A 20,426-nucleotide genomic window follows, 5' to 3' on the forward strand; every position below is an offset into this window, starting at 1 on the left:
ATCTGAATGCAAAGATGAATCCGAAAGGGGGTTGATGCTAGACTGCGCGCCATGAAACCACAGCGCTTAACTCGCGAGCAGAGCCGGGATCAGACGCGCGAACGTCTGCTGAAAGCCGCGCACCGGATTTTTCTGAAGAAAGGCTATGTCGCCGCGAGCGTCGAGGACATCGCGGCCGCCGCCGGCTATACGCGCGGCGCGTTCTACTCGAATTTCCGCAGCAAGTCGGATCTGCTGCTCGAGCTGCTCGAGCGCGACCATGATTCGGTGCGGGCCGATTTCGAGGCGATCTTCGAGGAAGGCGGGCCGCGCGAGCAGATGGAGTCGATGGCGCTCGCGTACTACCGGACGCTGTTTCGCGACGACGAGTATTCGCTGCTGTGGGGCGAGGCGAAGCTGCAAGCGGCGCGCGACGCGAAGTTTCGCGTGCGCTTCAACCAGTTCCTGCACGGCAAGCGGCTGCAGATGGCCGAGTTCATCCAGCGCTTCGCCGAGCGTGCGGGCACGCCGCTGCTGCTGCCGGCCGACACGCTCGCGTTCGGGCTGATGTGCCTGTGCGACGGCGTGCAGTCGTACTACACGGCCGATCCGCAGCACGTGTCGGCCGATGCGGCCGAAGCGGTGCTGGCGGGGTTCTTCGCACGGGTCGTGCTGGGTCGCGCGCCGGGCTGAATGCTCGGGCGGCGGGCGGCGCGGCGATCGGGGATGCGGCGGCGCCGCACCGCGCGCCGCGCACCTTGACCGTCAGCGCTCGCCGGTCATGCGCCGGTACGCGTCGAGCAGCGACGTCTTGTAGACGACCCCCGCGAGCGTCGGCTCGGCTTCGCTTTCGATCACCGGCAGCCGTTCGCCCTGAAACGCCATGAAGCGTTCGAGCGCGGTCGCGAGCGGCATGTCGGGCGTGAGCAGCGGAAACGGCGTGTGCGCGTAGTGCGCGGCCGTCTTGTCGGTCGTGTCGCGCTTGTCGAGCAGGTCGGACGTGATGTCCTTCAATGCGACCGCGCCGCGGAAGCGCCCGGCGTCGTCGGTCACGTACAGATACTTCACCGGATATTCGAGAAACACGCGCGTCATGTCGGCGACGCTCGCGGTGAGCGGCACGACCGTCTGCGCGGGCTGGATCAGTTCGCGCATCTGCGTGGTGCGCAGCCGCAGGCGCTCCTGCGCGTCCTGGTGGTGGCGCAGCGTGATCTCGTACATCGACGTCGTGCCGGTCGCGCGCGCGACGAAATATGCGAACACGCACGACACCAGCAGCGGCAGCACGACCTGATAGCTCAGCGTCATCTCGAAGATCATCAGGATCGCCATCAGCGGCGCCTGCGTGGCGCCGGCCATGAACGCGCCCATTCCGACCATCGCATACGCGAAGTACGCGGACGTGTGGCCGGGCCACAGCGCGTTCATCGCGAGGCCGAACAGCGAGCCGAACACGGCGCCGACGAACAGCGTCGGCGTGAACACGCCGCCGACCGCGCCCGAGCCGGCCGTCGCGGCGGTCGCGATCACCTTGAACACCAGCACGGCGACGAGCGCCTGCCAGGTCCACGGCGCATGCAGGATGTGGTTCACGACGCTGTAGCCGTTGCCCCACACGTCCGGAATCCACACCGAGATCACGCCGACCACGAGGCCGCCGAGCGCAAGCCGCACCGGCAGCGGCACGGGCAGCCGCTTGAACTGGTTCTTCGATGCATCGAGCAGATGCAGGAACTGCGGCGCGAGCACGCCGCACAGCGCGCCGAGCACGACGAACAGCAGCACCTCGGGGCCCGTCACGGCCGGGAACACGGGCATCTCGTACGGCGGCCGGTAGCCGGCGAATTCCCGCATCACGATGTTCGCGACGACCGAGGCGACGACCATCGGCCCGAAGCTCTCCATCGCGATCGTGCCGAGCACGATTTCGGAGATGAAGAACGCGCCGGCGATCGGCGCGTTGTACGCGGACGTGATGCCGGCCGCCGCGCCGCATGCGACGAGCAGGCGCAGGCGCGGCGGGTCGAAGTGCACGAAGCGGCCGACCAGCGACGCGGCGAGCGCCGCGAGCTGCACCATCGGGCCTTCGCGGCCGATCGAGCCGCCGCTGCCGATCGTCAGCAGCGACGACACGCTGCGCCACAGGCTCTGGCGCACGGGCACGACGCCGTCGCCGAGCGCGACGGCTTCCATGTAGTCGGTCTTGCCGGCGTTGCTGTCGCCGCGCGTCGCGAGCAGCAGCACGCAGCCGGCCAGGAAGCCGCCCGCGGCCGGCATCCAGAAGCGCACGTACCACGGCAGGCTTCTCGCCATCTGCACGAAGCTGCCGCTGTGCCCGGAGATCAGGTGCTGCATCAGGTCGATGCCTTCGCGGAACGTCATGGTGGCGAAGGCGCCGCCGACGCCGACGACAGCCGACCAGATCAGCATCGTATGGGCGTCCGACAGGCGGAACAGCGTCTGGGCGCGAGTGCGCAGCTTCAGCAGGAACGAGAGCACGGCTGAAAGAGATTGATGAAGAGGGCGAAGGAAAACGACGCGAAGCATAGCACTGCGCCGCGCCCGCGGGACCTTTCCGTCGGGCGCGGCGCGTGTCGCGGCGTGGGCGCGCGGCTCAGCCAACGCAGCGCTGCACGGCCCAGGTGATCCCGTAACCGCCGGCGATCAGCCAGACGTACAGGATCAGGCCGGTGGTCAGGGCGCGCGGGCCGGCCTCGCGGATCTGCGACACGCGGGTCTCGATGCCGAGCGCGGTCATTGCCATGGTCAGCGCGAAGGTGTCGAGCAGGTTCAGCGTATGCGTGACGTCGGCGGGCAGCACGTTCAGCGAATTGACGATCACGAAGCCGAGGAAGCCGAGCGCGAACCACGGCACCGCCACCTTGCGCTTGCCGTGCGCGCCGTCGGCGCTCGCGCTGGCCGAGCGGGCGGAGCGGGCGAGCCACCAGCCGAGCGCGAGCAGCACCGGCACCAGCAGCATCACGCGGGTCATCTTCACGATGGTCGCGACGTGCGTGACCTGCGGGCTGATGTCGCTCGCCGCGCCGACCACCTGTGCGACCTCGTGGATCGTGCCGCCGAAGAACAGGCCGAGGCCGGTCGGGTCGAGACCGAGCAGGCCGGCGTGATACGCGAGCGGGTACAGGAACATCGACAGCGTGCCGAACAGCACCACGCTGCCCACGGCCATCGCGCTCTGGTGCGGCTTCGACTGCAGCGTCGACTCGAACGCGAGCACGGCGGCCGCGCCGCAGATCGCGCTGCCGGCGGCGGTCAGCAGCGCCGCGTCGCGATCGAGCTTCATCACCTTCATGCCGACCCAGGTACCGATCACGAGCGTGCTGACGACCACCAGCACCGATACCGTCAGGCCCGGCAGGCCGACCTGCGCGATTTCCTGCAGGCTCACGCGCAAGCCGAAGAACGCGACCGCGATGCGCAGCAGCTTGCGCGCGGAAAAATTGACGCCGGCCGCCCAGCTCGCGGGCATGCCATCGCGCAGCGCGTTGCCGTACAACGCGCCGGCGACGATCCCGACGATCAGCGGCGACAGGCCGAGCCCGGCGATCGCCGGCAGTTGCGACAGGCTCGTGACGGCGGCGGCGAACAGCGCGACGAACAGCACGCCGTTCAACTGGCCGCGCATCGACGGCGCGGCGTGGCTGAGAGGGGCAGTCGGGGCAGTGGACATGTGGGGCACCGTGGCGAAGCAGGTTGCGATGGCTTAATCCTAATTTGGATATATCGATATGAAAAATTGTGATTTGTGACGTAAACTATCCGGAAAGCCGATAATTCACCTCCATGACCCCGGACCAACTGATAACGTTCGCGGCCGTCGCCGAACATCTGAACATCAGCCGCGCTGCCGTGGCGCTGCATCTGTCGCAGCCGGCCGTGTCGGGCCAGTTGCGCCTGCTGCAGGACGAATTCGGCGAGCTGCTGTACCAGCGCGACGGGCGCGGCATCCGTCTGACGCCGGTCGGCGAACAGCTCGCGGAGTACGCCAGGGCGCAGCGCGACACGTTCGCGCAGGCGCGCGCGTTTCGCGACGCGGTGCGCGGGCTCGACGCCGGCACGCTGCGAATCGGCGCGAGCACGACGCCGGCCAGCTACCTGCTGCCGTACCTGATCGCGGCGTTCCAGCCGCGCGTGCCGCGGGTGACGATCCAGACGATGAGCGGCAATACGGCCGACGTGGTCGCCGCGCTCGCGTCGCTCGACATCGCGATGATCGAAGGGCCGCCCGGCGAGGCGCTGCCGCCCGGCACCGCCGTGCATGCGTGGCACGAGGACGAGATCGTCGCGGTCGTGCCGGCCGGGCATCCGCTCGCCGCGCCCGAGTACGAAGCCGGCGTCACGCTCGACGCACTCGCCGCGCATCCGCTCGTGCTGCGCGAGGAGGGCTCCGGCGTGCGCCAGCTCGTCGAACGCGCGTTCGCGCACGGCGGCGCGCCGATGCGCGTCGCGTTCGAGATCGCGGGCGTCGAGGCCGTGAAGGAGGCCGTGCGCGCGGGGATGGGCGTCGGGTTCGTGTCCGCGATGTCGCTGCGTCACGAGCAGGCGACGCTCGTGCCGCGTTCGCTGGCCCCGGCGCCGCTCACGCGCCATTTCTCGATCCTGGTGCCGCACGGCGCCGCGCCGTCGCGCGTGGCCGCCCGGTTCCTCGACATGAGCCTTACGTACGACGCCGGATAAGGCGCCGAACCCTTGCCCGGAACGCCGCACGCAGGTGCGCGGCCCATCGGATTCGCGCGGTGGCCGGCCTTAGGGATTTCCTCTATGGTGCGCACCCACAGCGAAGCGCACCATCCGTCTCAAGCACATGGAACCGGTTCCATTCCGGTAAAAAAGGGCAGAAATGGCAGACATCGTGATCGTGGCGAGTGCATTCGGGATGGACCGGGTGCGCCAGGAGGGCCACCGAGCATTTCTCGCGACCACGGCGGCGTCCGGCGCGACCGGCTTCGAGGTGCGCCGCGAGCTGTTCGCATCCGACGACGACGCAACGCCCGCCGCGCTGGCCGAGCTCGGCACGGCACTCTCCGCACACGGGCTGTGGTCGGTCTATTCGACGCCGGCCACGTTGTACACGGAAGCCGGCACGCTCGACGCCGACGCGCTGCGCGACACGCTCGCGCACGCCGATGCGCTCGGCGCGCGCTTCGTCAAGTTCCAGCTCGGCGGCTTTGCCGGCGACGCGCATGCGGCGCAAATCGTTGCGCTGTCGCGCGGTGCGCGTGCCCGCGTGGTGGTCGAGAACGGCCAACTGCCGGTGGGCGGTGCGCTCGCGCAGTTCCGCGGGCTGTTCGATGCGCTCGCCGAAGCCGGCACGCCCGATGCACTCGGCATGACGTTCGACATCGGCAACTGGCAGTGGCCGGGCGAAGCGCCGCTCGCGTGCGCGCACGCGCTCGCGCCGCATGTGGAATACATTCATTGCAAGGCCGTCGTGGGCGACGGCGCGCGCCGCTTCGCGGCGGCGCCCGCGCCGGGCGATCCGCTCGTCACGGGCGTGCTCGCGGCGCTGCCGCAAGCGGTGCCGCGCGGCATCGAGTTCCCGTTCGATGCGGCCGACCTGGCGGGCGATGCCGGGCGGCGCGTCGCGTGGCTCGCCGCCGCGTGACGCCGGAAGGATACGGAGGAATGCACTCATGAAAGCAGCACTCGATGTCGTGACCTACGGCGAAGCGATGGCGATGTTCGTCGCCGCCGAGCCGTGCCACCTCGCGCACGCCGCGCAATTCACGAAGCGGATCGCGGGCGCGGACCTGAACGTCGCGATCGGCCTGTCGCGGCTCGGTTTCCGGGTCGGCTGGATGAGCCGGGTCGGCCGCGATTCGTTCGGCAGCTACGTGCTCGACACGCTCGCGCGCGAAGGCATCGACGCGTCGTGCGTGACCGTCGATCCGCGCTATCCGACCGGCTTCCAGCTGAAGTCGCGCAACGACGACGGCAGCGACCCGAGCGTCGAATATTTCCGCAAGGGCTCGGCCGCGAGCCACCTGTCGTGCGACGACTACGTCGCCGATTACGTGCTCGGCGCGCGGCACCTGCACCTGACGGGCGTCGCGCCGGCGATCTCCGCGACGTCGTGCGAGCTCGCGTTCCAGTTGGCGCGCGAAATGCGCGCGGCCGGCAAGACGATCTCGTTCGACCCGAACCTGCGCCCGACCCTGTGGCCGTCCGCCGACGTGATGGCGAAGACGCTGAACGCGCTCGCGACGCTCGCGGACTGGGTGCTGCCGGGGCTCGCCGAAGGGCGGCAGCTCACCGGGCACGACACGCCGGCCGACATCGCGGGCTTCTATCTGGCACGCGGCGCACGCGGCGTGGTGATCAAGCTGGGCCCCGAAGGCGCGTATTTCCGCACGGCCGACGGCCGCGCGGGCACGGTGGCGGGCGAGCGTGTCGCGAAGGTGGTCGACACGGTCGGCGCCGGCGACGGCTTCGCGGTCGGCGTGGTCAGCGCGCTGCTGGAAGGGCGCTGCGTCGAGCAGGCTGTCGCGCGCGGCAACCGCATCGGGGCGCTCGCGATCCAGGTGATCGGCGATTCGGAAGGCCTGCCGACCCGTGCGGCACTCGATCAACTCGAAAACGTCAGCAATCGCGCCGATCGCTTAGAGGAAACCGTCACCGCGCAATGAGAGGCCGGACACGGCACAATCCGCGGACCCATTTCGTGCTTCACGCACGGTTTTGCATGAGGCCGGACGAGGCGACCAGACGCCGAGGCCGGTCGATTCCCGACAGGACGGGAGCGGAGCCAGGCGACTCGCCACTCCAACCTATCTAGGAGACATTCTGATGGCAGCCAATCTCGCAGTCCGACGCTGGTGGACGATCATGCCGATCGTCTTCATTACCTACAGCCTTGCCTACCTCGATCGCGCGAACTACGGGTTCGCGGCGGCGGCCGGCATCAACCAGGACCTCGGGATCAGCAAGGGTCTGTCGTCGCTGATCGGTGCGCTGTTCTTCCTCGGCTACTTCTTCTTCCAGATTCCGGGCGCGATCTATGCGGAGCGTCGCAGCGTCAAGAAGCTCGTGTTCGTCAGCCTCGTGCTGTGGGGGGCGTGCGCGGCGCTCACGGGCGTGGTCGCCGACATCCCGTCGCTGATGGTGATCCGCTTCGTGCTCGGCGTGGTCGAGGCGGCCGTGATGCCGGCGATGCTGATCTACATCAGCAACTGGTTCACGAAGAGCGAGCGCTCGCGCGCGAACACGTTCCTGATCCTCGGCAACCCCGTCACCGTGCTGTGGATGTCGATCGTGTCGGGCTATCTGGTCCACGAATTCGGCTGGCGCCACATGTTCATCGCCGAAGGCGCGCCGGCCGTGATCTGGGCCGTGTGCTGGTGGTTCCTCGTGCAGGACAAGCCGGCCGATTCGCCGTGGCTCACCGCGCAGGAAAAGCGCGACCTCGACGCCGCGCTCGCGGCCGAGCAGGCGGCGATCAAGCCCGTGCGCAATTACGGCGAGGCGTTCCGTTCGCCGGCCGTGATCAAGCTGTGCGCGCAGTACTTCTGCTGGAGCATCGGCGTGTACGGCTTCGTGCTGTGGCTGCCGTCGATCGTGAAGAACGGGTCCGAGCTCGGGATGGTCGCGACCGGCTGGCTGTCGGCGCTGCCGTACCTCGCGGCGACGATCGCGATGCTGGTTGCGTCGTGGGCGTCCGACAAGGTCGGCTCGCGCCGCGGCTTCGTATGGCCGTTCCTGCTGATCGGGGCGGCCGCGTTCGCCGCGTCGTATGCGCTCGGCTCGTCGCATTTCTGGATCTCGTATGCGCTGTTGGTCGTCGCGGGCGCCGCGATGTACGCGCCGTACGGCCCGTTCTTCGCGATCGTCCCGGAACTGCTGCCGAAGAACGTCGCCGGCGGCGCGATGGCGCTGATCAACAGCATGGGCGCGCTCGGCTCGTTCGTCGGCTCGTATTTCGTCGGCTACCTGAACGGTGCGACCGGGTCGCCCGTCGCGTCGTATGCGTTCATGAGCGCCGCGCTCGTCGCCGCCGTGATCCTCACGCTGTCCGTCAAACCCCAGGCGCGCGATGCGCACTCGCTCGCGGCGCCGCTGCAAGGAAAATGACAACAATGAAGCCTCGTATCGTCGCGTACAAGCCATTGCCCGATGATGTTCTCGCGTACCTGCGCGAGCATGCGGAGGTCGTGCCGGCCGACGGCCCCGACGCGCTCGCCGACGCGTTGGGCGACGCGCACGGCGCGATCGGCGCGAGCCTGAAGGTTACGCCGCAGATGCTCGATCGCGCGCCGAGGCTGAAGGCCTGGTCGACGATTTCGGTCGGCTACGACAACTTCGACGTCGCGGATCTCACGCGGCGCGGGATCGTGCTCGCGCATACGCCCGACGTGCTGACCGAGTCGACCGCCGACACCGTGTTCTCGCTGATCCTGGCGTCCGCGCGGCGCGTGGTCGAACTGGCGGAGTGGGTGAAGGCCGGCCACTGGCATCGCAGCATCGGCCCCGATCTGTACGGCACCGACGTGCAGGGCAAGACGCTCGGCATCGTCGGGCTCGGGCGGATCGGCGGCGCCGTCGCGCGCCGCGCGGCGCTCGGTTTCCGGATGCAGGTGCTGTACACGAACCGTTCCGCGCACGCCGAAGCCGAGACGCAGTACGGCGCGCGCCGCGTGACGCTCGACGAGTTGCTCGCGCAGTCGGATTTCGTGTGCCTGCAGGTGCCGCTGTCGCCGCAAACGCATCATCTGATCGGCGCGGCCGAATTCACGAAGATGAAGCGCGGCGCGATCCTGATCAACGCGTCGCGCGGGCCGGTGGTCGACGAGGCCGCACTGATCGACGCGCTGCGCGCGGGCACGATCCGCGGCGCGGGGCTCGACGTGTTCGAGAAGGAGCCGTTGCCGGCGGATTCGCCGCTGCTGCGGATGAACAACGTGGTCGCGCTGCCGCATATCGGCTCGGCGACGCACGAGACGCGCCATGCGATGGCGCGCTGCGCCGCGGAAAACCTGGTCAGCGCGCTGGCCGGCACGCTGCGCACGAATCTCGTCAATCCCGACGCGCTCGCGCACGCTTGAGCGGCGCTGGCTGGCGGGCGGGGCTGCAGGCGCGGTTAGAGTCGATGATCTTGGTGCGGGAGGGCAGGCTGCGTTATGATCGCCCGCTCGTTGCATCGATGACCCGGCCACGCGGCCGGCAGCGTTCGGCGACGGGCATCCGTGCCAGGTCCGGTGCGGCCGATCGCCGTGCGTGCCAGGCGACCGGGGCGGGCGCGAGTGCGCCGGCTTCGGGCGCGCGCGCGGCACGGGATCGGCGGCGTCCGCCCGGTGGCTTTCGTTTCCAACAACAAAGGTCCGTCCGCACACGAAGCGGCGCGGATCGTACGTCGCGAGGCACGACTTGAGCGATTCGCAACCTTCCACGCAGCGTCCCGCGACGATCAGCGACGTCGCACGCGAAGCCGGCACGGGCAAGACCAGCGTTTCGCGCTATCTGAACGGCGAGACGCACGTGCTGTCCGCCGATCTGCGCCAGCGGATCGAGACGGCGATCGCGCGCCTGAACTACCGGCCGAACCAGATGGCGCGCGGGCTGAAGCGCGGCCGCAACCGGCTGCTCGGCATGCTCGCGGCCGATCTGACCAACCCGTACACCATCGAAGTGCTGCAGGGCGTCGAGGCCGCGTGCCACGCGCTCGGCTACATGCCGCTCATCTGTCACGCGGCGAACGAAGTCGAGATGGAACGGCGCTTCCTGCAGCTGCTCACGACCTACCGGGTCGAAGGGCTGATCGTCAACGCGCTCGGCGCCGAGGAAGACGTGCTGCGCCCGCTGCGCGGCGCCGGCATCCCGGCCGTGCTCGTCGACCGGACGGTCGAGGGCTTCGAGGCCGACCTGATCGGGCTCGACAACACCGATGCGATCGAGACGGCGCTCGCGCACCTGATCGCGCGCGGCTTCGATGCGATCCATTTCGTCGTGCAGCCGTTCGCGCGCGTCAGCTCGCGGCGCCTGCGCGAGGCCGCGTTCCGCGCGGCGCTCGGCGCGCGCGGGCTGGCGGTGCCGCCGACGGTCGTGCTCGACCTGAACGAGCCTGCGGCGGCTGCCGCGGCGCTCGCCGACCTCGACGCGCGCCTGGACGACGCGACGCGGCGCGGCGTGCGGGCGGCGCTGTTCGCCGCGAACGCGCCGGTCGCGCTCGCGATCGCGCGCCACCTGCGCGCGCGTTTCGGCGCGGCGTGGCAGGAAAAGGCCGCGCTGCTGTCGATCGACGATCCGGAATGGGCCGAACTGATCGGCATCACGACGATCCGCCAGCCGACCTACGAGATCGGCTACAAGGCCGTCGAATTCGTGCACGAGCGCATCGACGGCGCGGCCGGCGACGTGCGCGTCGCGATGCTGCCCGGCGAGCTGATTGCGCGCGCGTCGACCGCAAGCTGAGTATCATTCGGGGCACGCAGCGCGCCAGGTGCGCTGCCCCGAACAAGGAAATTCATGACTGTCGCTCCCGTCACGCTGGCGGTGCTGATCGCCGCCACGCTGATCATCGCGCTACTGCCGTTCGTTCTGTTCCGTATCCTGCGCAAGCCGCTTGCGCTCGACCGCCGCGACACGATCGTCGGCGTCGCCGTCTTCACGCTGTTCGCGATGATCGTCGAACGCGCGTTCCATGGCCTCGTGCTGAGCCAGACACCGGCCGGCGGCTGGCTCACGCAGCCGCTCGCGTTCGTCGCGTACAGCGCGCTCGCCACCGCCGTGTTCGAGGAAGTCGGCCGCTATCTCGGGATGCGGATCCTGAACCGCCGCTACGGCGCGCCGGCCGGCGACGGGCGCGGCATCGGCTACGGGATCGGCCATGCCGGCGCCGAAGCGTGGTTCGTCGGCGTGCTCGTATGGGGCCAGTGGTCGTATCTCGCGTGGCTCGCGAGCCGCGGGCAGCTCGAGACGCAGCTCGCGGATCTCCCCGGCGATACCGTCGTGCGGCTGCACGTGATGCTGGCGACGCTGTCGGCACAGTCGATCCTGCTGTTGCTGCTCGAGCGCTGCGCGGCGTTCGTGGTGCAGCTCGCGCTGTCGGTGCTGGTCTGGCGCGGCGTGCGCGCCGGCCGCGCGGGCGTGCTGCCGCTCGCGATCGTGCTGCATGCGCTGGCGGTCGCGCCGGCGCTGCTGTATCAGGTGCGTGTGCTGCCGCCTGCCTGGGTCGAAGCCGGGTATTTCGTGCTGGCCGCGATCCTGGTTGTCGCGCTGGTGAAGGCGTGCCGGCCGTCGCGTACGGCTGCCTGACGGGAGAGACAGGATGGACGACTATCTGATCGAGTGCCGGAGCGCCGAATTCGACGCGCTCGCGCGCGTGATCTGCGATCTCTTTCCGGAGCAGACGCGCTTTGCCGAAGGCAGCGACGCGCGCGGGCGGTTCCTGTCCGTGCACTGGCTTGCGATGCGTTTCGGCTCGGCGCCGAAACGGATGACGCTCGACATCCGCATCGTGCCGCCCGCACTGGCGCGCTATCTAGCGCTCAAGCCGATGCAGCGCGCCCGCAGCCATGCGGTGCTGCATGCGTACACGGAAGCGATGCTGGGCTCGCTCGAGGAGCGCCACGCGGCCGGCGAGGCCGTCGAGCGTGACGCGGAACTCGAACTCGACGAAGACTTCGCGTGAACGTGAGCGCGCGCCGGCGCGATGCCGGCGCCCCTGCGGTGCGTCACGCGTCGCGGTAGACCTGCGCGAACCTCTGCGCCTGCACGACACCGTAGTCGCCGGGCGCATACTGCATCACCCAGTCGCCGGCGACGCCGCGCAGCGTGTCGCCGTTTTCCGAGCGGGCGATCGTGAACGGCTCGTCCATGCGGCGGGCGAGCACGACGGCCGGCCGGTTCCGGTACGCGCCCGGCGCGCCGTGCGCGAGCGCCGGGTCGGCGGGCAGGTACTTCGCGTCGAAGCGTGCGCGCGACACGACCCAGCGGTCGCCGGTCGAGCCGGTGATCAGTGCGTCGCCCGCGACATAGCGATTCGGACCTTCGAGGCTCATCAGTTCGCCGTCGGCAGCCGCGAAGGCGACCGTGACGGTTTCGTCCTTGACGACGTGACGGGCCTGCGGGTCGGTACGCAGATCGATGTGCTTGAGTTCGAGCATGGCGGGGGAAGTGCGGGAAAAGCCGGGAGCTTATCCCGAATTCGGCGCGCCGTGTGACGCGCCGAATTCCCGCGGGACGCGCGACGCCGTTCGCCCGTCCGGGCAACGCGGCGTCGGCGAGGCGGACGTCAGGGTTGCGCGGGCGCGCTGGCGGCCGGCGCGGCGGCTGCCTTGCCTTCCTTTTTGGCCTTGCCCGAGCCGCGGCGTTCGCCGCCATGGTGCAGCCAGCTGCGGAACGTCGTGTCGGCCAGCGCCTTCTGTTCGGCCGGGAAGCTCTGGTACAGCGGCGCGAATGCGTCGGCGAGCTTCTTCGCGCCGTCCGCGTTCGCCTGCGCGAGTTCCGCGTACTGCTTCATGTCGTCGACCGCGGACACGTTGTGGTTTTCCATCCGTGCGCGATACAGGTGGCCCATCGTTTCACCGTTCTCGCGCATCGCGTCGGCGAACGTCTTCCATTGCGGCTCCTGCGCCGACGTGATCTTCAACTGATCGTGCAGGTACTTGATGCGCTGCTCGATGCGCGCTTCGTGGCGTGCCGCGCGTTGTTCGGCGCTCGGCGCGGATGCGGCCGCTGCGGTCGAGGGCGTCTGCGGTTGCGGTTGCGGCGGCGTTTGCGCGAATGCGCTTGCTGCAACGGCGAGCATCGCGAGGGTGAGCGAGATTTTCTTCATGGTTGGCTCTCCGGGGTGGTGTCGTGCGAGCGGGCGCCGCGGCCTGTGCCGCGAGCACGCATCTCGCGTCGCCTGCTATTAGTAGCACGTTGCGTGTCACGCGGCAGTGAAAGCGACACTTGCTTACATCCGAAACGACTCGAAATTGAAAGGAAACGGACATCGCGGATGGGCGGCGCCCGATGGCGTTGGGTGTGTGTATCGGCACGCCGGGCGTCGCACGCGAGCGAGCAGCGCGGTGCGAACGCGTGAGCCCGCGAACGCGTGTGACGCCGTTTGGGCGCACCGGCGTTCGGCGCTATCATCGCGTCACGTTCCATTTCGCCGGCGCGCTGCCGCCGGCCCAGCCTCATGCGTCCACCTCGCCTCGACCAACTCGACGACCTCGACCGGCAACTCGTTGCCCTGCTGCAAGCCGATGCGCGCGCAAGCGTTGCCGATCTCGCGCGGCAGCTCGACGTCGCCCGCACGACGGTCGTCGCGCGCATCGCGCGGCTCGAGCGCACGAGCGTGATCGCCGGGTACAGCGTGCGGCTCGGGCAGGACGTGCTCGATGCGAGCATTTATGCGTATGTCGGCATCATCCTCACGCCGAAGTTCGGCAAGGACGTGTTGCGCAGGCTCGACCGGATGCCCGAAGTGCAGCTGCTGTGCGCGGTGAGCGGCGAATACGACTATGTCGCGTGGCTGCGTGCCGATTCGCCGGAGCGGCTCAACGACCTGCTCGACCAGATCGGCACGCTCGAAGGCGTCGAGCGCACGACGACGTCGATCATTCTGTCGCGCAAGATCGATCGCGGCACGATCGGCGGGTGATGCGCCGCATGCGGCGTCGCGCGTGACGCCGCGGCGCGATTCGTCGCGCAGGTTGTTCCTCCTTTCCCTTCCGTTGAACCCCCGCCGTTTGCGTTTGCCGCAGGGCGGGGCGTCGGCTCGCGCATCGTCACGCGAGCGCCGTCGCGTCGAATACCCGCCCGTACGCGCGTAACGATTCCTTCGCTTGGCGCCTGTCGCCGCTTTGCTCGTTTCTTCCTGTCCGTCCAGACGCATCGATGGGCGCCCGTTTGCGCCGCATCGTATACGCAATTTTTAGGCGATTTGGTCGTTACGACGAAATACATCGTCATTTCGTCGAATTTCCAGGTCGTTTCGCATCATTCTTCGTCTTGGAACTGATTTTGCGCGTCCCTAGACTGTGTTCATGGCTCGACGCCGTACACCAACACCAAACCCATCATCAGGAGATAAGCGCATGAAAATCGCCATCGTCGGCGCAGGTCTGATCGGTCACACCATTGCTCACATGCTGCGTGAAACGGGCGACTATGAGGTCGTCGCGTTCGACCGTGACGCGGATGCGCTCGCCAAGCTGTCGCGTGAAGGCATCGCGACGCAACGCGTCGATTCGGCCGACGCCAATGCGATTCGTGAAGCCGTGAAGGGCTTCGATGCGCTCGTCAACGCGCTGCCGTACTACCTCGCGGTCAACGTCGCCGCGGCGGCCAAGGCGGCCGGCGTCCATTACTTCGACCTGACCGAGGACGTGCGCGCCACCCACGCGATCCGCGAACTGGCCGACGGTTCGGACCGTGCGTTCATGCCGCAGTGCGGCCTCGCACCGGGCTTCATCGGCATCGCCGCACACGAGCTCGTGAACGGCTTCAGCGAAGTGCGCGACGTGAAGATGCGCGTCGGCGCGCTGCCCGAGTATCCGACCAACGCGCTGAAGTACAACCTGACGTGGAGCGTCGACGGCCTGATCAACGAATACTGCCAGCCGTGCGAAGCGATCCGCGACGGCCGCAAGCAGTGGGTGCAGCCGCTCGAAGGCCTCGAGCACTTCTCGCTCGACGGCACCGAATACGAGGCGTTCAACACGTCGGGCGGCCTGGGCACGCTGTGCGAGACGCTGTCGGGCAAGGTCGAGACGCTCGATTACAAGTCGGTGCGCTATCCGGGCCACCGCGAACTCGTGCAGTTCCTGCTCGAGGACCTGCGCCTGTCGAGCGACCGCGACACGCTGAAATCGATCATGCGCCGCGCGGTGCCGTCGACCAAGCAGGACGTCGTGCTCGTGTTCGTCACGGTGACGGGCGTAAAGGACGGCCAGCTCGTGCAGGACGTGTTCACGCGCAAGATTTTCGCGAAGGACGTGTGCGGGATGCACATGAGCGCGATCCAGATCACGACGGCCGGCGCGATGTGCGCGGTGCTGGATCTGTTCCGCGAAAAGAAGCTGCCGCAGAGCGGTTTCATTCCGCAGGAAAAGGTGTCGCTGAAGGCGTTCCTGTCGAACCGTTTCGGCAAGCTGTACGAAGGCGGCACGATGGAGCGCGTGCACGAAGTCGCCTGACGGATCTCCGGCACGAGGGCCAACGCCGGGAGCGCAACAGCGCTTCCGGCGTTGTTTTTTGAGGCGGGCCGAAGCGGGAAGGAGCGGGCGGTGCGTGCCGCTCAGGCGGGCAGCGGCGGAACGAGCGTGGCCTGCGGCGCCGGCGGCACGATGCGGTACAGCAGCGCATCGATGTCCGCGTCGGACGGCGCGGTGTTGTCGAACATCACGATGCCGTCGCATTCATGGCCGGTCGGCACGAAGCGGCGTTGCCGGTATTCGTCCCAGTGCGCGAGCTTGTACGCGTCGTTCGGGTTGCCGCGCGCGACGATCCGCTGGTGCGCGACGTCTTCCGCCGTATGCACCCAGACGACCGTCAGCGCGATGTCCGGCCCGATGCCGAGCCACGCGCGGTCGAGGATGCGCCGGTCACGCACTTCGCGCGACAGCGGGCCGACCACGAGCGCGCCGATGCCGAGCGCGAGATTCTCGCGGGCCGTGTCGAGCAGGCCCTGATATTCGGGATCGCGCAGATGCTTCAGGTAGAGCGGGCTGTCGCGATCGTTCGGATCGGAGGTGAGGGCGCCCATCGCGGCCGAGCTGTAGCGGCCGTAGAGCGTGTCCTTGTCGAGCAGGCAGAAGGCCTCGCCGGTCGCGCGCATCAGCGGCCCGATCAGCCGCTTCGCGAGCGTGGTCTTGCCGGTGCCGGCATGACCACAGAAGAACACCAGGTGTGTCACGAATACCGGCTCCCCGAGCTCGCGCGCGACGCGTTGGTGCGCTTGTCGTCGCGCGGGAACACTTCCGCCTCCAGCCACATCACGTTGATGATGCCGAAGCCGAGTGCCACGCCGATGCCGAGTATCCACGAGAAATACCACATGGGCCTGTCTCCTTGAGGGTTGGGCCGCACGGCCGTGCCGTGCATCTGCCGAAGCGGTGCCGCGCCGGTGCTGCGACGCAGGCAGCCCGATCATGACCAATATCGGCGCGCCGCGCAAGCCGGGCCGCCCGCGCGTCAAACCGGTAAACTGATGCGCAAACCGCAACATTACAGACACCATGCTGATCAATTGTGCTGCATACCAGGACGGCCGCAAGCTGGCCGACATCGATATCGACGCCATCAGCGACTACGTGTCGAAGCCCGAGTGCTTCGTGTGGGTCGCCCTGAAGGATCCGACACCGGAAGAGATCGACCTGATGGGCGAGGAGTTCGCGCTGCACGAGCTCGCACTCGAGGATGCCCGCAAGGGGCATCAGCGCCCGAAAATCGAGGAGTACGGCGATTCGCTGTTCGCGGTGCTGCATACGGTCGAGCTCGATGAAGACGGCGAATTCAATGTCGGCGAGCTGAACGTGTTCGTCGGCCCGAACTACGTGCTGTCGATCCGCAACCATACCGAGCAGGACTTCCGCGCGGTGCGCAAGCGCTGCGAGCGCGAGCCGCATCTGCTGCAGGAGGGCTCGGCGTTCGTGTTTTATGCGTTGATGGACCAGGTCGTCGACCGCTATTTCCCGATCCTCGAGACGCTCGGCACCGAGCTCGAGGAACTCGAGGATCGCATCTTCGCGAAGGCCACGCTCGCGTCGTCGCGGGCGATCATCGAGGATCTCTATTCGCTGAAACGCCGGCTCGTGATGCTGTACCAACACACGGCGCCGCTCATGGAGCCGCTCGCGAAGCTCACCGGCGGCCGCATTCCGCAAGTCTGCAGCGGCATGCAGCATTACTTTCGCGACGTGTACGACCACCTGCAGCGGATCGTGAAGACGATCGAAGGGCGGCGCGAGATGGTCGTGACCGCGATCCAGGTCAACCTCGGGATGATCTCGCTCGCGGAGAACGAGGTGACCAAGCGGCTCGGCTCGTTCGCCGCGCTGTTCGCGATCCCGACGATGATCGCCGGCATCTACGGGATGAACTTCGCGAACATGCCCGAACTGCACCTCAAGTACGGCTTCTACGGCTGCGTCGCGGTGATGGTCGCCGCCGATCTCGCGCTGTGGTGGCGCTTCAAGCGGGCGGGGTGGCTGTAGCCGCGACGCCTAGTGCGGTGCGTGCTTGCCGACCACGACGCGCCACGGCCGCACGCGCCACGACTTGACGAGGCCGTTCTGCACGTACGGATCGGCGCGCGCGAACGATTCGGCGGCTTCCGGCGAATCGCCTTCGAACACGAGCACGGCCTGGTCGGCCGGATCCTGCAACGCGCCGGCGAGTACAAGCTCGCCGCGTTCGGTTGCCGCCTTCGCGAGCGCGAGGTGCTCGGCGCGGTATTGCTCGCGCCGGGACAGGTAATCGTCGACGAGTTCGTAGATCAGCTGGTAATGCATGGTCGCTCCCGGAATCGGCCGCCGCGGGATGGCGGGCGCTTGGGGTCAGTATAGAGCGCGGGCCGGTCTTTGTCGGGGCGGCTTGCGGCGGATTGCCGAACCTCGGCGGCTGTTGGGGATGATTTCGGCATGCCGATCCGCTTCTCTTAAGTGCAACTAACGGTCTAATGCGAGGCCACCGTCGCATGAGTTTGCGTCATCGCGACGCATGGCGCATCACATGTTTGGTCTTCAGGGAAGGTGGGTTCGGCCGGCGTCTGGACGCGCATTCCGGGCCCGAATTTCACCCGCCGGCGAGGGCGGTCGCGTGATCGGAAAAGGGGTCGAAGCCGCGGCTGGGCCGTCCGTACGGGGTGCCACGCGAGGGCGTTTCCATTGGCCGCAATGCGACCTATGCTGAACAAATCCGGAGCGAACTTCGTTCGCCCGATTCGCCCAGACGAGGTGTGCCATGCCTGTATCAGCCACCCTGCAGGATTGCCTGCGCCAGAAGTCATCGCGGTACGAAGTCGTGTACCACCCGTATAGCCATACCAGCATGGAGACGGCCGCCGCCGCGCATATCCCCGGCGATCGCCTCGCGAAAACCGTGCTGCTCGAGGACGACGAAGGCTACGTCGCCGCCGTGTTGCCGACGTCGCACGCGGTGCGGCTGTCGGACCTCTGGGTCAAGACCGGCCGCCATCTCGTGCTCGCCAGGGAAATCGAACTGCGCGAACTGTTCAAGGATTGCGACCTGGGCGCGTTGCCACCGGTGTGCATGGCGTATGGGATGAAGACATTCCTCGAGGAGCAGCTCGCGCAGCAGCCGGAAGTGTATTTCGAGGCCGGCGACCACGAAGCGCTGATCCATATGACGCAGGACGAATTCCTGTCGCTGATGGAAACGGCCGAGCGCGCGCATTTCTCGCACAAGATGCAGGGGATGTGGGTTTCCTGATTGCGTTGGTGTGGGGTGTCGTGAGTCAGAACGGCGTCTGCGCGGGCGCCGTCGGGGCGTTGCGGCTGTCGATCTAGGGGCGTCGGGTTGGGGGTTGCGGTTGAAGTTCGCTATGTTTTCGGCTTGATTTCGTATTTGACATAATCAACATTATCAACCCGGAAGATTGTAGGGGCTAGATAGAGATGTCCGCTTTTGGCTACATAGAGATGTCCGCTTTCGGGCCGCGTAAGCTGACCGGCCGCCGGTTGTCCGGCGCCGGAGGCTGCGATGGCTGCAACGGAGCGGATCACGATGACGATGCGCGAGCTGGACCGATTCAAGGTCATTCAGGACGTAGCCGACGGCAAGCTCAAGCCATGGCGTGCGGCAGAACGGCTGGAGTTGACGACGCGGCAGGTTCGTCGGCTGGTCGCCCGGCTACGTGAGCACGGCCCGGCGGGATTGGTGTCGGGACACCGAGCTGATCACCATGAGCATGCGGGAGTTGGATCGTCTGAAGGTCGCGGAAGCCGTGATCGAACAGCATCTGATGCCTTGGCGAGCCGCGCAGCGGCTTGGGTCGGGATCAGTCGACGGCAGATTGAACGATTGGTCGCCCGGTATCGGGCTGCTGGCCCGGCCGGGCTGGTTTCGCAGCGACGTGGCCACGCGAGCAACCATCAATTGCCCGAGGATCTCGCTCATCGTGCCTTGAGCCTGATTCGGGAGCGCTACGCCGATTTCGGGCCGACGCTGGCTTGCGAGAAGCTCTACGAGTGTCACGGCATCCAGTTGGCTAAGGAAACGGTGCGGCAATGGATGAACGCACCGGATTGACTGCGTGCATGCGCTTCTTCTCTGCGCTCGGTGGCCGGAGCTCCTCGTCAGACGCATTCTGGAACGAGTGAGTTTGTCTCTTTAATCGGGCTATTGTGATAAGAAAAGTTATCCGGATAGCGTTGATAAATTGTCGAAGTGCCCATACGGCGGTCGACTATGCGGCCATCACCCGCGTGAACCTGGACAGCTTCTTCCACGTCACGCAGCGGGCGATCGCGGCACGGCGGCGGACCCGTGGTCAGCATCACGACGAGTCTCGTCGACCACGCGAACAGCGACGTGCCGTCGGCACTCGTGTTGCTGACGAAAGGCCGACTCAATGCGGCGACGCAGCCGCTCGCGATCGCGTATGCGAAGGCCGGTATCCCCGTGAACGCGGTGTCGCCCGGCATCATCAACGCGCCGTTGCATGCGCGCGACGCGCATGCAACGCTCGCTCGGCCTTTTCTAGCGCCACTTGCCTGCCGACGCGGCCGTGATCCTTGTCGTGATCGCCGAAATCCATCCGACGTAACCGCGTTGCCGCTGCCGTGACAGCGACCATTCCGCCATGCATCTGCCCTGCCCGCCGTGAAATTTCCCCTCCGCATCGCCTTTTCAATACAAGGGATGGATCGCTGAAAGTCCTTGCACCACAAGGCGGAACACGATCCGGATACATTGAAATACAAAATATCGTACACGATTTAATCGAATGCGCTTGACGTGAAGCGGCGCCTCGCCGAAACTGCATCGCATGCGATCGAATCGCATCTGAAAAAAACCTTCAAACCTGACGGAGTGAATGATGAGCAAGATCGAAAAAGTGCTGTACACGGGCAAGACGCACACGACTTCCGGCGGCCGCGACGGCGCGGCTCGCAGTTCCGACGGCCGCCTGGACATCCAGCTGTCGTCACCGGGCAGCGCCGGCACCGGCACCAACCCGGAACAACTGTTCGCGGCCGGCTGGTCGGCCTGCTTCATCGGCGCGATGCAGCTTGCGGCGCGCGCGGCGAAGGTGACGCTGCCGCCCGATCTCGCGGTGGACACTGAAGTGGACCTGGGCATGGGCGGCAACGCGTACTTTCTGCAGGCCCGCCTGAACGTGAGCGTGCCGGGGCTCGATCGCGACGTCGTGCAGCACATCGTCGATACCGCGCATCAGACCTGCCCGTATTCGAAGGCGACGCGCGGCAACATCGATGTCGAGATCCGCATCGTCTGATGCATTGCATCGGGCGGCC

At 67.4% G+C, this 20,426-nt stretch carries 21 protein-coding genes and 3 pseudogenes; 17 read left to right on the top strand and 7 right to left on the bottom strand.

All coding sequences use genetic code 11. The features are described from left to right. Positions 1-51 precede the first annotated feature (51 nt). The gene (locus tag SB786_RS05165) at positions 52-672 is read left to right on the top strand and encodes a TetR/AcrR family transcriptional regulator (RefSeq protein ID WP_410726507.1); all 621 of its coding nucleotides are present in this window, start codon (positions 52-54) and stop codon (positions 670-672) included. A 72-nt stretch (positions 673-744) separates the two neighbouring features. Here SB786_RS05165 and SB786_RS05170 read toward each other — a convergent pair whose 3' ends face one another. Then, positions 745-2,478: a ClcB-like voltage-gated chloride channel protein gene (locus SB786_RS05170; RefSeq protein ID WP_410726509.1), complete on the bottom strand. Its 1,734-nt coding sequence runs from the start codon at positions 2,476-2,478 to the stop codon at positions 745-747. A gap of 115 nt (positions 2,479-2,593) precedes the next feature. Continuing rightward, positions 2,594-3,670, bottom strand: coding sequence for a YeiH family protein (locus SB786_RS05175; protein WP_410726511.1), 1,077 nt, complete (start codon positions 3,668-3,670; stop codon positions 2,594-2,596). A 113-nt stretch (positions 3,671-3,783) separates the two neighbouring features. On the opposite strand from SB786_RS05175, the gene SB786_RS05180 reads away from it, so the two are divergent. From SB786_RS05180 to SB786_RS05215, 8 genes are all read left to right on the top strand, one after another. Then, a complete protein-coding gene (locus SB786_RS05180; RefSeq protein ID WP_410726513.1) occupies positions 3,784-4,677 on the top strand; it encodes a LysR family transcriptional regulator in 894 nt (297 codons plus the stop codon). 163 nt (positions 4,678-4,840) lie between these two features. Beyond that, positions 4,841-5,605 carry a sugar phosphate isomerase/epimerase family protein gene (locus SB786_RS05185; protein ID WP_410726515.1) on the top strand — a complete coding sequence of 255 codons (765 nt, stop codon included), beginning with the start codon at positions 4,841-4,843 and terminating at the stop codon, positions 5,603-5,605. A gap of 28 nt (positions 5,606-5,633) precedes the next feature. After that, complete coding sequence (locus SB786_RS05190) at positions 5,634-6,626, top strand: sugar kinase (RefSeq protein WP_410726517.1); 993 nt, start codon at positions 5,634-5,636, stop codon at positions 6,624-6,626. A 160-nt stretch (positions 6,627-6,786) separates the two neighbouring features. Beyond that, positions 6,787-8,067 carry an MFS transporter gene (locus SB786_RS05195; protein WP_006762032.1) on the top strand — a complete coding sequence of 427 codons (1,281 nt, stop codon included), beginning with the start codon at positions 6,787-6,789 and terminating at the stop codon, positions 8,065-8,067. A 5-nt stretch (positions 8,068-8,072) separates the two neighbouring features. Next, entirely contained in the window at positions 8,073-9,038 is a 966-nt protein-coding gene (locus SB786_RS05200; RefSeq protein WP_410726519.1) for a 2-hydroxyacid dehydrogenase, read from the top strand. Positions 9,039-9,360: 322 nt separating this feature from the next. Further along, positions 9,361-10,404 carry a LacI family DNA-binding transcriptional regulator gene (locus SB786_RS05205; protein WP_410726521.1) on the top strand — a complete coding sequence of 348 codons (1,044 nt, stop codon included), beginning with the start codon at positions 9,361-9,363 and terminating at the stop codon, positions 10,402-10,404. Positions 10,405-10,458: 54 nt separating this feature from the next. Beyond that, positions 10,459-11,247 carry a YhfC family intramembrane metalloprotease gene (locus SB786_RS05210; RefSeq protein ID WP_410726524.1) on the top strand — a complete coding sequence of 263 codons (789 nt, stop codon included), beginning with the start codon at positions 10,459-10,461 and terminating at the stop codon, positions 11,245-11,247. A gap of 13 nt (positions 11,248-11,260) precedes the next feature. After that, a complete protein-coding gene (locus tag SB786_RS05215; RefSeq protein WP_410726526.1) occupies positions 11,261-11,623 on the top strand; it encodes a DUF3022 domain-containing protein in 363 nt (120 codons plus the stop codon). A 43-nt stretch (positions 11,624-11,666) separates the two neighbouring features. Here the strand turns inward: SB786_RS05215 and SB786_RS05220 are convergent, their stop codons facing one another. Beyond that, the gene (locus SB786_RS05220) at positions 11,667-12,098 is read right to left on the bottom strand and encodes a PGDYG domain-containing protein (protein ID WP_410726528.1); all 432 of its coding nucleotides are present in this window, start codon (positions 12,096-12,098) and stop codon (positions 11,667-11,669) included. 128 nt (positions 12,099-12,226) lie between these two features. Further along, positions 12,227-12,769 carry a Spy/CpxP family protein refolding chaperone gene (locus tag SB786_RS05225; protein WP_410726530.1) on the bottom strand — a complete coding sequence of 181 codons (543 nt, stop codon included), beginning with the start codon at positions 12,767-12,769 and terminating at the stop codon, positions 12,227-12,229. Positions 12,770-13,120: 351 nt separating this feature from the next. On the opposite strand from SB786_RS05225, the gene SB786_RS05230 reads away from it, so the two are divergent. Together SB786_RS05230 and SB786_RS05235 are read left to right on the top strand one after the other, a co-directional pair. Next, positions 13,121-13,585, top strand: a complete 465-nt coding sequence (locus SB786_RS05230) for an Lrp/AsnC family transcriptional regulator (RefSeq protein ID WP_175784545.1) — start codon at positions 13,121-13,123, stop codon at positions 13,583-13,585. A gap of 436 nt (positions 13,586-14,021) precedes the next feature. Next, on the top strand, positions 14,022-15,122 hold the full coding sequence (locus SB786_RS05235) for a saccharopine dehydrogenase family protein (protein ID WP_006755042.1): 1,101 nt from the start codon (positions 14,022-14,024) through the stop codon (positions 15,120-15,122). A gap of 101 nt (positions 15,123-15,223) precedes the next feature. Here SB786_RS05235 and SB786_RS05240 read toward each other — a convergent pair whose 3' ends face one another. Further along, the gene (locus SB786_RS05240) at positions 15,224-15,841 is read right to left on the bottom strand and encodes an AAA family ATPase (RefSeq protein WP_410726533.1); all 618 of its coding nucleotides are present in this window, start codon (positions 15,839-15,841) and stop codon (positions 15,224-15,226) included. Beyond that, complete coding sequence (gene cydX, locus SB786_RS05245; RefSeq protein ID WP_410726535.1) at positions 15,838-15,984, bottom strand: cytochrome bd-I oxidase subunit CydX; 147 nt, start codon at positions 15,982-15,984, stop codon at positions 15,838-15,840. Before cydX ends, SB786_RS05240 begins: the two co-directional genes overlap by 4 nt. Positions 15,985-16,163: 179 nt before the next feature. On the opposite strand from cydX, the gene corA reads away from it, so the two are divergent. Next, complete coding sequence (gene corA, locus SB786_RS05250; protein ID WP_410726537.1) at positions 16,164-17,141, top strand: magnesium/cobalt transporter CorA; 978 nt, start codon at positions 16,164-16,166, stop codon at positions 17,139-17,141. A 9-nt stretch (positions 17,142-17,150) separates the two neighbouring features. Here corA and SB786_RS05255 read toward each other — a convergent pair whose 3' ends face one another. Then, on the bottom strand, positions 17,151-17,438 hold the full coding sequence (locus SB786_RS05255; protein ID WP_006759492.1) for a YciI-like protein: 288 nt from the start codon (positions 17,436-17,438) through the stop codon (positions 17,151-17,153). Between the two features lie 451 nt (positions 17,439-17,889). Here SB786_RS05255 and SB786_RS05260 point away from each other — a divergent pair, with 451 nt between their 5' ends. The 5 genes and pseudogenes from SB786_RS05260 to SB786_RS05280 all read left to right on the top strand — a co-directional run bounded on the left by SB786_RS05260 (position 17,890) and on the right by SB786_RS05280 (position 20,407). Next, a complete protein-coding gene (locus tag SB786_RS05260; RefSeq protein ID WP_006759493.1) occupies positions 17,890-18,378 on the top strand; it encodes an aminoacyl-tRNA deacylase in 489 nt (162 codons plus the stop codon). Between the two features lie 270 nt (positions 18,379-18,648). Further along, positions 18,649-18,843, top strand: a pseudogene (locus SB786_RS05265) (helix-turn-helix domain-containing protein); the annotation flags it as partial. A gap of 7 nt (positions 18,844-18,850) precedes the next feature. Continuing rightward, a pseudogene (locus SB786_RS05270) lies at positions 18,851-19,182 on the top strand (helix-turn-helix domain-containing protein); the annotation flags it as partial. Positions 19,183-19,340: 158 nt separating this feature from the next. Further along, positions 19,341-19,638 (top strand): annotated as a pseudogene (locus SB786_RS05275) (SDR family oxidoreductase); the annotation flags it as partial. 349 nt (positions 19,639-19,987) lie between these two features. Further along, on the top strand, positions 19,988-20,407 hold the full coding sequence (locus SB786_RS05280) for an organic hydroperoxide resistance protein (RefSeq protein WP_410726539.1): 420 nt from the start codon (positions 19,988-19,990) through the stop codon (positions 20,405-20,407). Positions 20,408-20,426: the final 19 nt, after the last annotated feature.

Origin of the sequence: Burkholderia sp. SIMBA_062 (assembly GCF_046534765.1) — a bacterium.
Classification (GTDB): Bacteria; Pseudomonadota; Gammaproteobacteria; order Burkholderiales; family Burkholderiaceae; genus Burkholderia; species Burkholderia ambifaria.

Excerpts from the sequence above, each read along its gene's own strand:
- SB786_RS05165 (WP_410726507.1), top strand. The coding sequence starts at position 52 with ATGAAACCACAGCGCTTAACTCGCGAGCAGAGCCGGGATCAGACGCGC.
- SB786_RS05175 (WP_410726511.1), bottom strand. The coding sequence starts at position 3,670 with ATGTCCACTGCCCCGACTGCCCCTCTCAGCCACGCCGCGCCGTCGATG.
- SB786_RS05180 (WP_410726513.1), top strand. The coding sequence starts at position 3,784 with ATGACCCCGGACCAACTGATAACGTTCGCGGCCGTCGCCGAACATCTG.
- SB786_RS05185 (WP_410726515.1), top strand. The coding sequence starts at position 4,841 with ATGGCAGACATCGTGATCGTGGCGAGTGCATTCGGGATGGACCGGGTG.
- SB786_RS05190 (WP_410726517.1), top strand. The coding sequence starts at position 5,634 with ATGAAAGCAGCACTCGATGTCGTGACCTACGGCGAAGCGATGGCGATG.
- SB786_RS05195 (WP_006762032.1), top strand. The coding sequence starts at position 6,787 with ATGGCAGCCAATCTCGCAGTCCGACGCTGGTGGACGATCATGCCGATC.
- SB786_RS05200 (WP_410726519.1), top strand. The coding sequence starts at position 8,073 with ATGAAGCCTCGTATCGTCGCGTACAAGCCATTGCCCGATGATGTTCTC.
- SB786_RS05210 (WP_410726524.1), top strand. The coding sequence starts at position 10,459 with ATGACTGTCGCTCCCGTCACGCTGGCGGTGCTGATCGCCGCCACGCTG.
- SB786_RS05215 (WP_410726526.1), top strand. The coding sequence starts at position 11,261 with ATGGACGACTATCTGATCGAGTGCCGGAGCGCCGAATTCGACGCGCTC.
- SB786_RS05220 (WP_410726528.1), bottom strand. The coding sequence starts at position 12,098 with ATGCTCGAACTCAAGCACATCGATCTGCGTACCGACCCGCAGGCCCGT.
- SB786_RS05225 (WP_410726530.1), bottom strand. The coding sequence starts at position 12,769 with ATGAAGAAAATCTCGCTCACCCTCGCGATGCTCGCCGTTGCAGCAAGC.
- SB786_RS05230 (WP_175784545.1), top strand. The coding sequence starts at position 13,121 with ATGCGTCCACCTCGCCTCGACCAACTCGACGACCTCGACCGGCAACTC.
- SB786_RS05235 (WP_006755042.1), top strand. The coding sequence starts at position 14,022 with ATGAAAATCGCCATCGTCGGCGCAGGTCTGATCGGTCACACCATTGCT.
- cydX (WP_410726535.1), bottom strand. The coding sequence starts at position 15,984 with ATGTGGTATTTCTCGTGGATACTCGGCATCGGCGTGGCACTCGGCTTC.
- corA (WP_410726537.1), top strand. The coding sequence starts at position 16,164 with ATGCTGATCAATTGTGCTGCATACCAGGACGGCCGCAAGCTGGCCGAC.
- SB786_RS05255 (WP_006759492.1), bottom strand. The coding sequence starts at position 17,438 with ATGCATTACCAGCTGATCTACGAACTCGTCGACGATTACCTGTCCCGG.
- SB786_RS05260 (WP_006759493.1), top strand. The coding sequence starts at position 17,890 with ATGCCTGTATCAGCCACCCTGCAGGATTGCCTGCGCCAGAAGTCATCG.
- SB786_RS05280 (WP_410726539.1), top strand. The coding sequence starts at position 19,988 with ATGAGCAAGATCGAAAAAGTGCTGTACACGGGCAAGACGCACACGACT.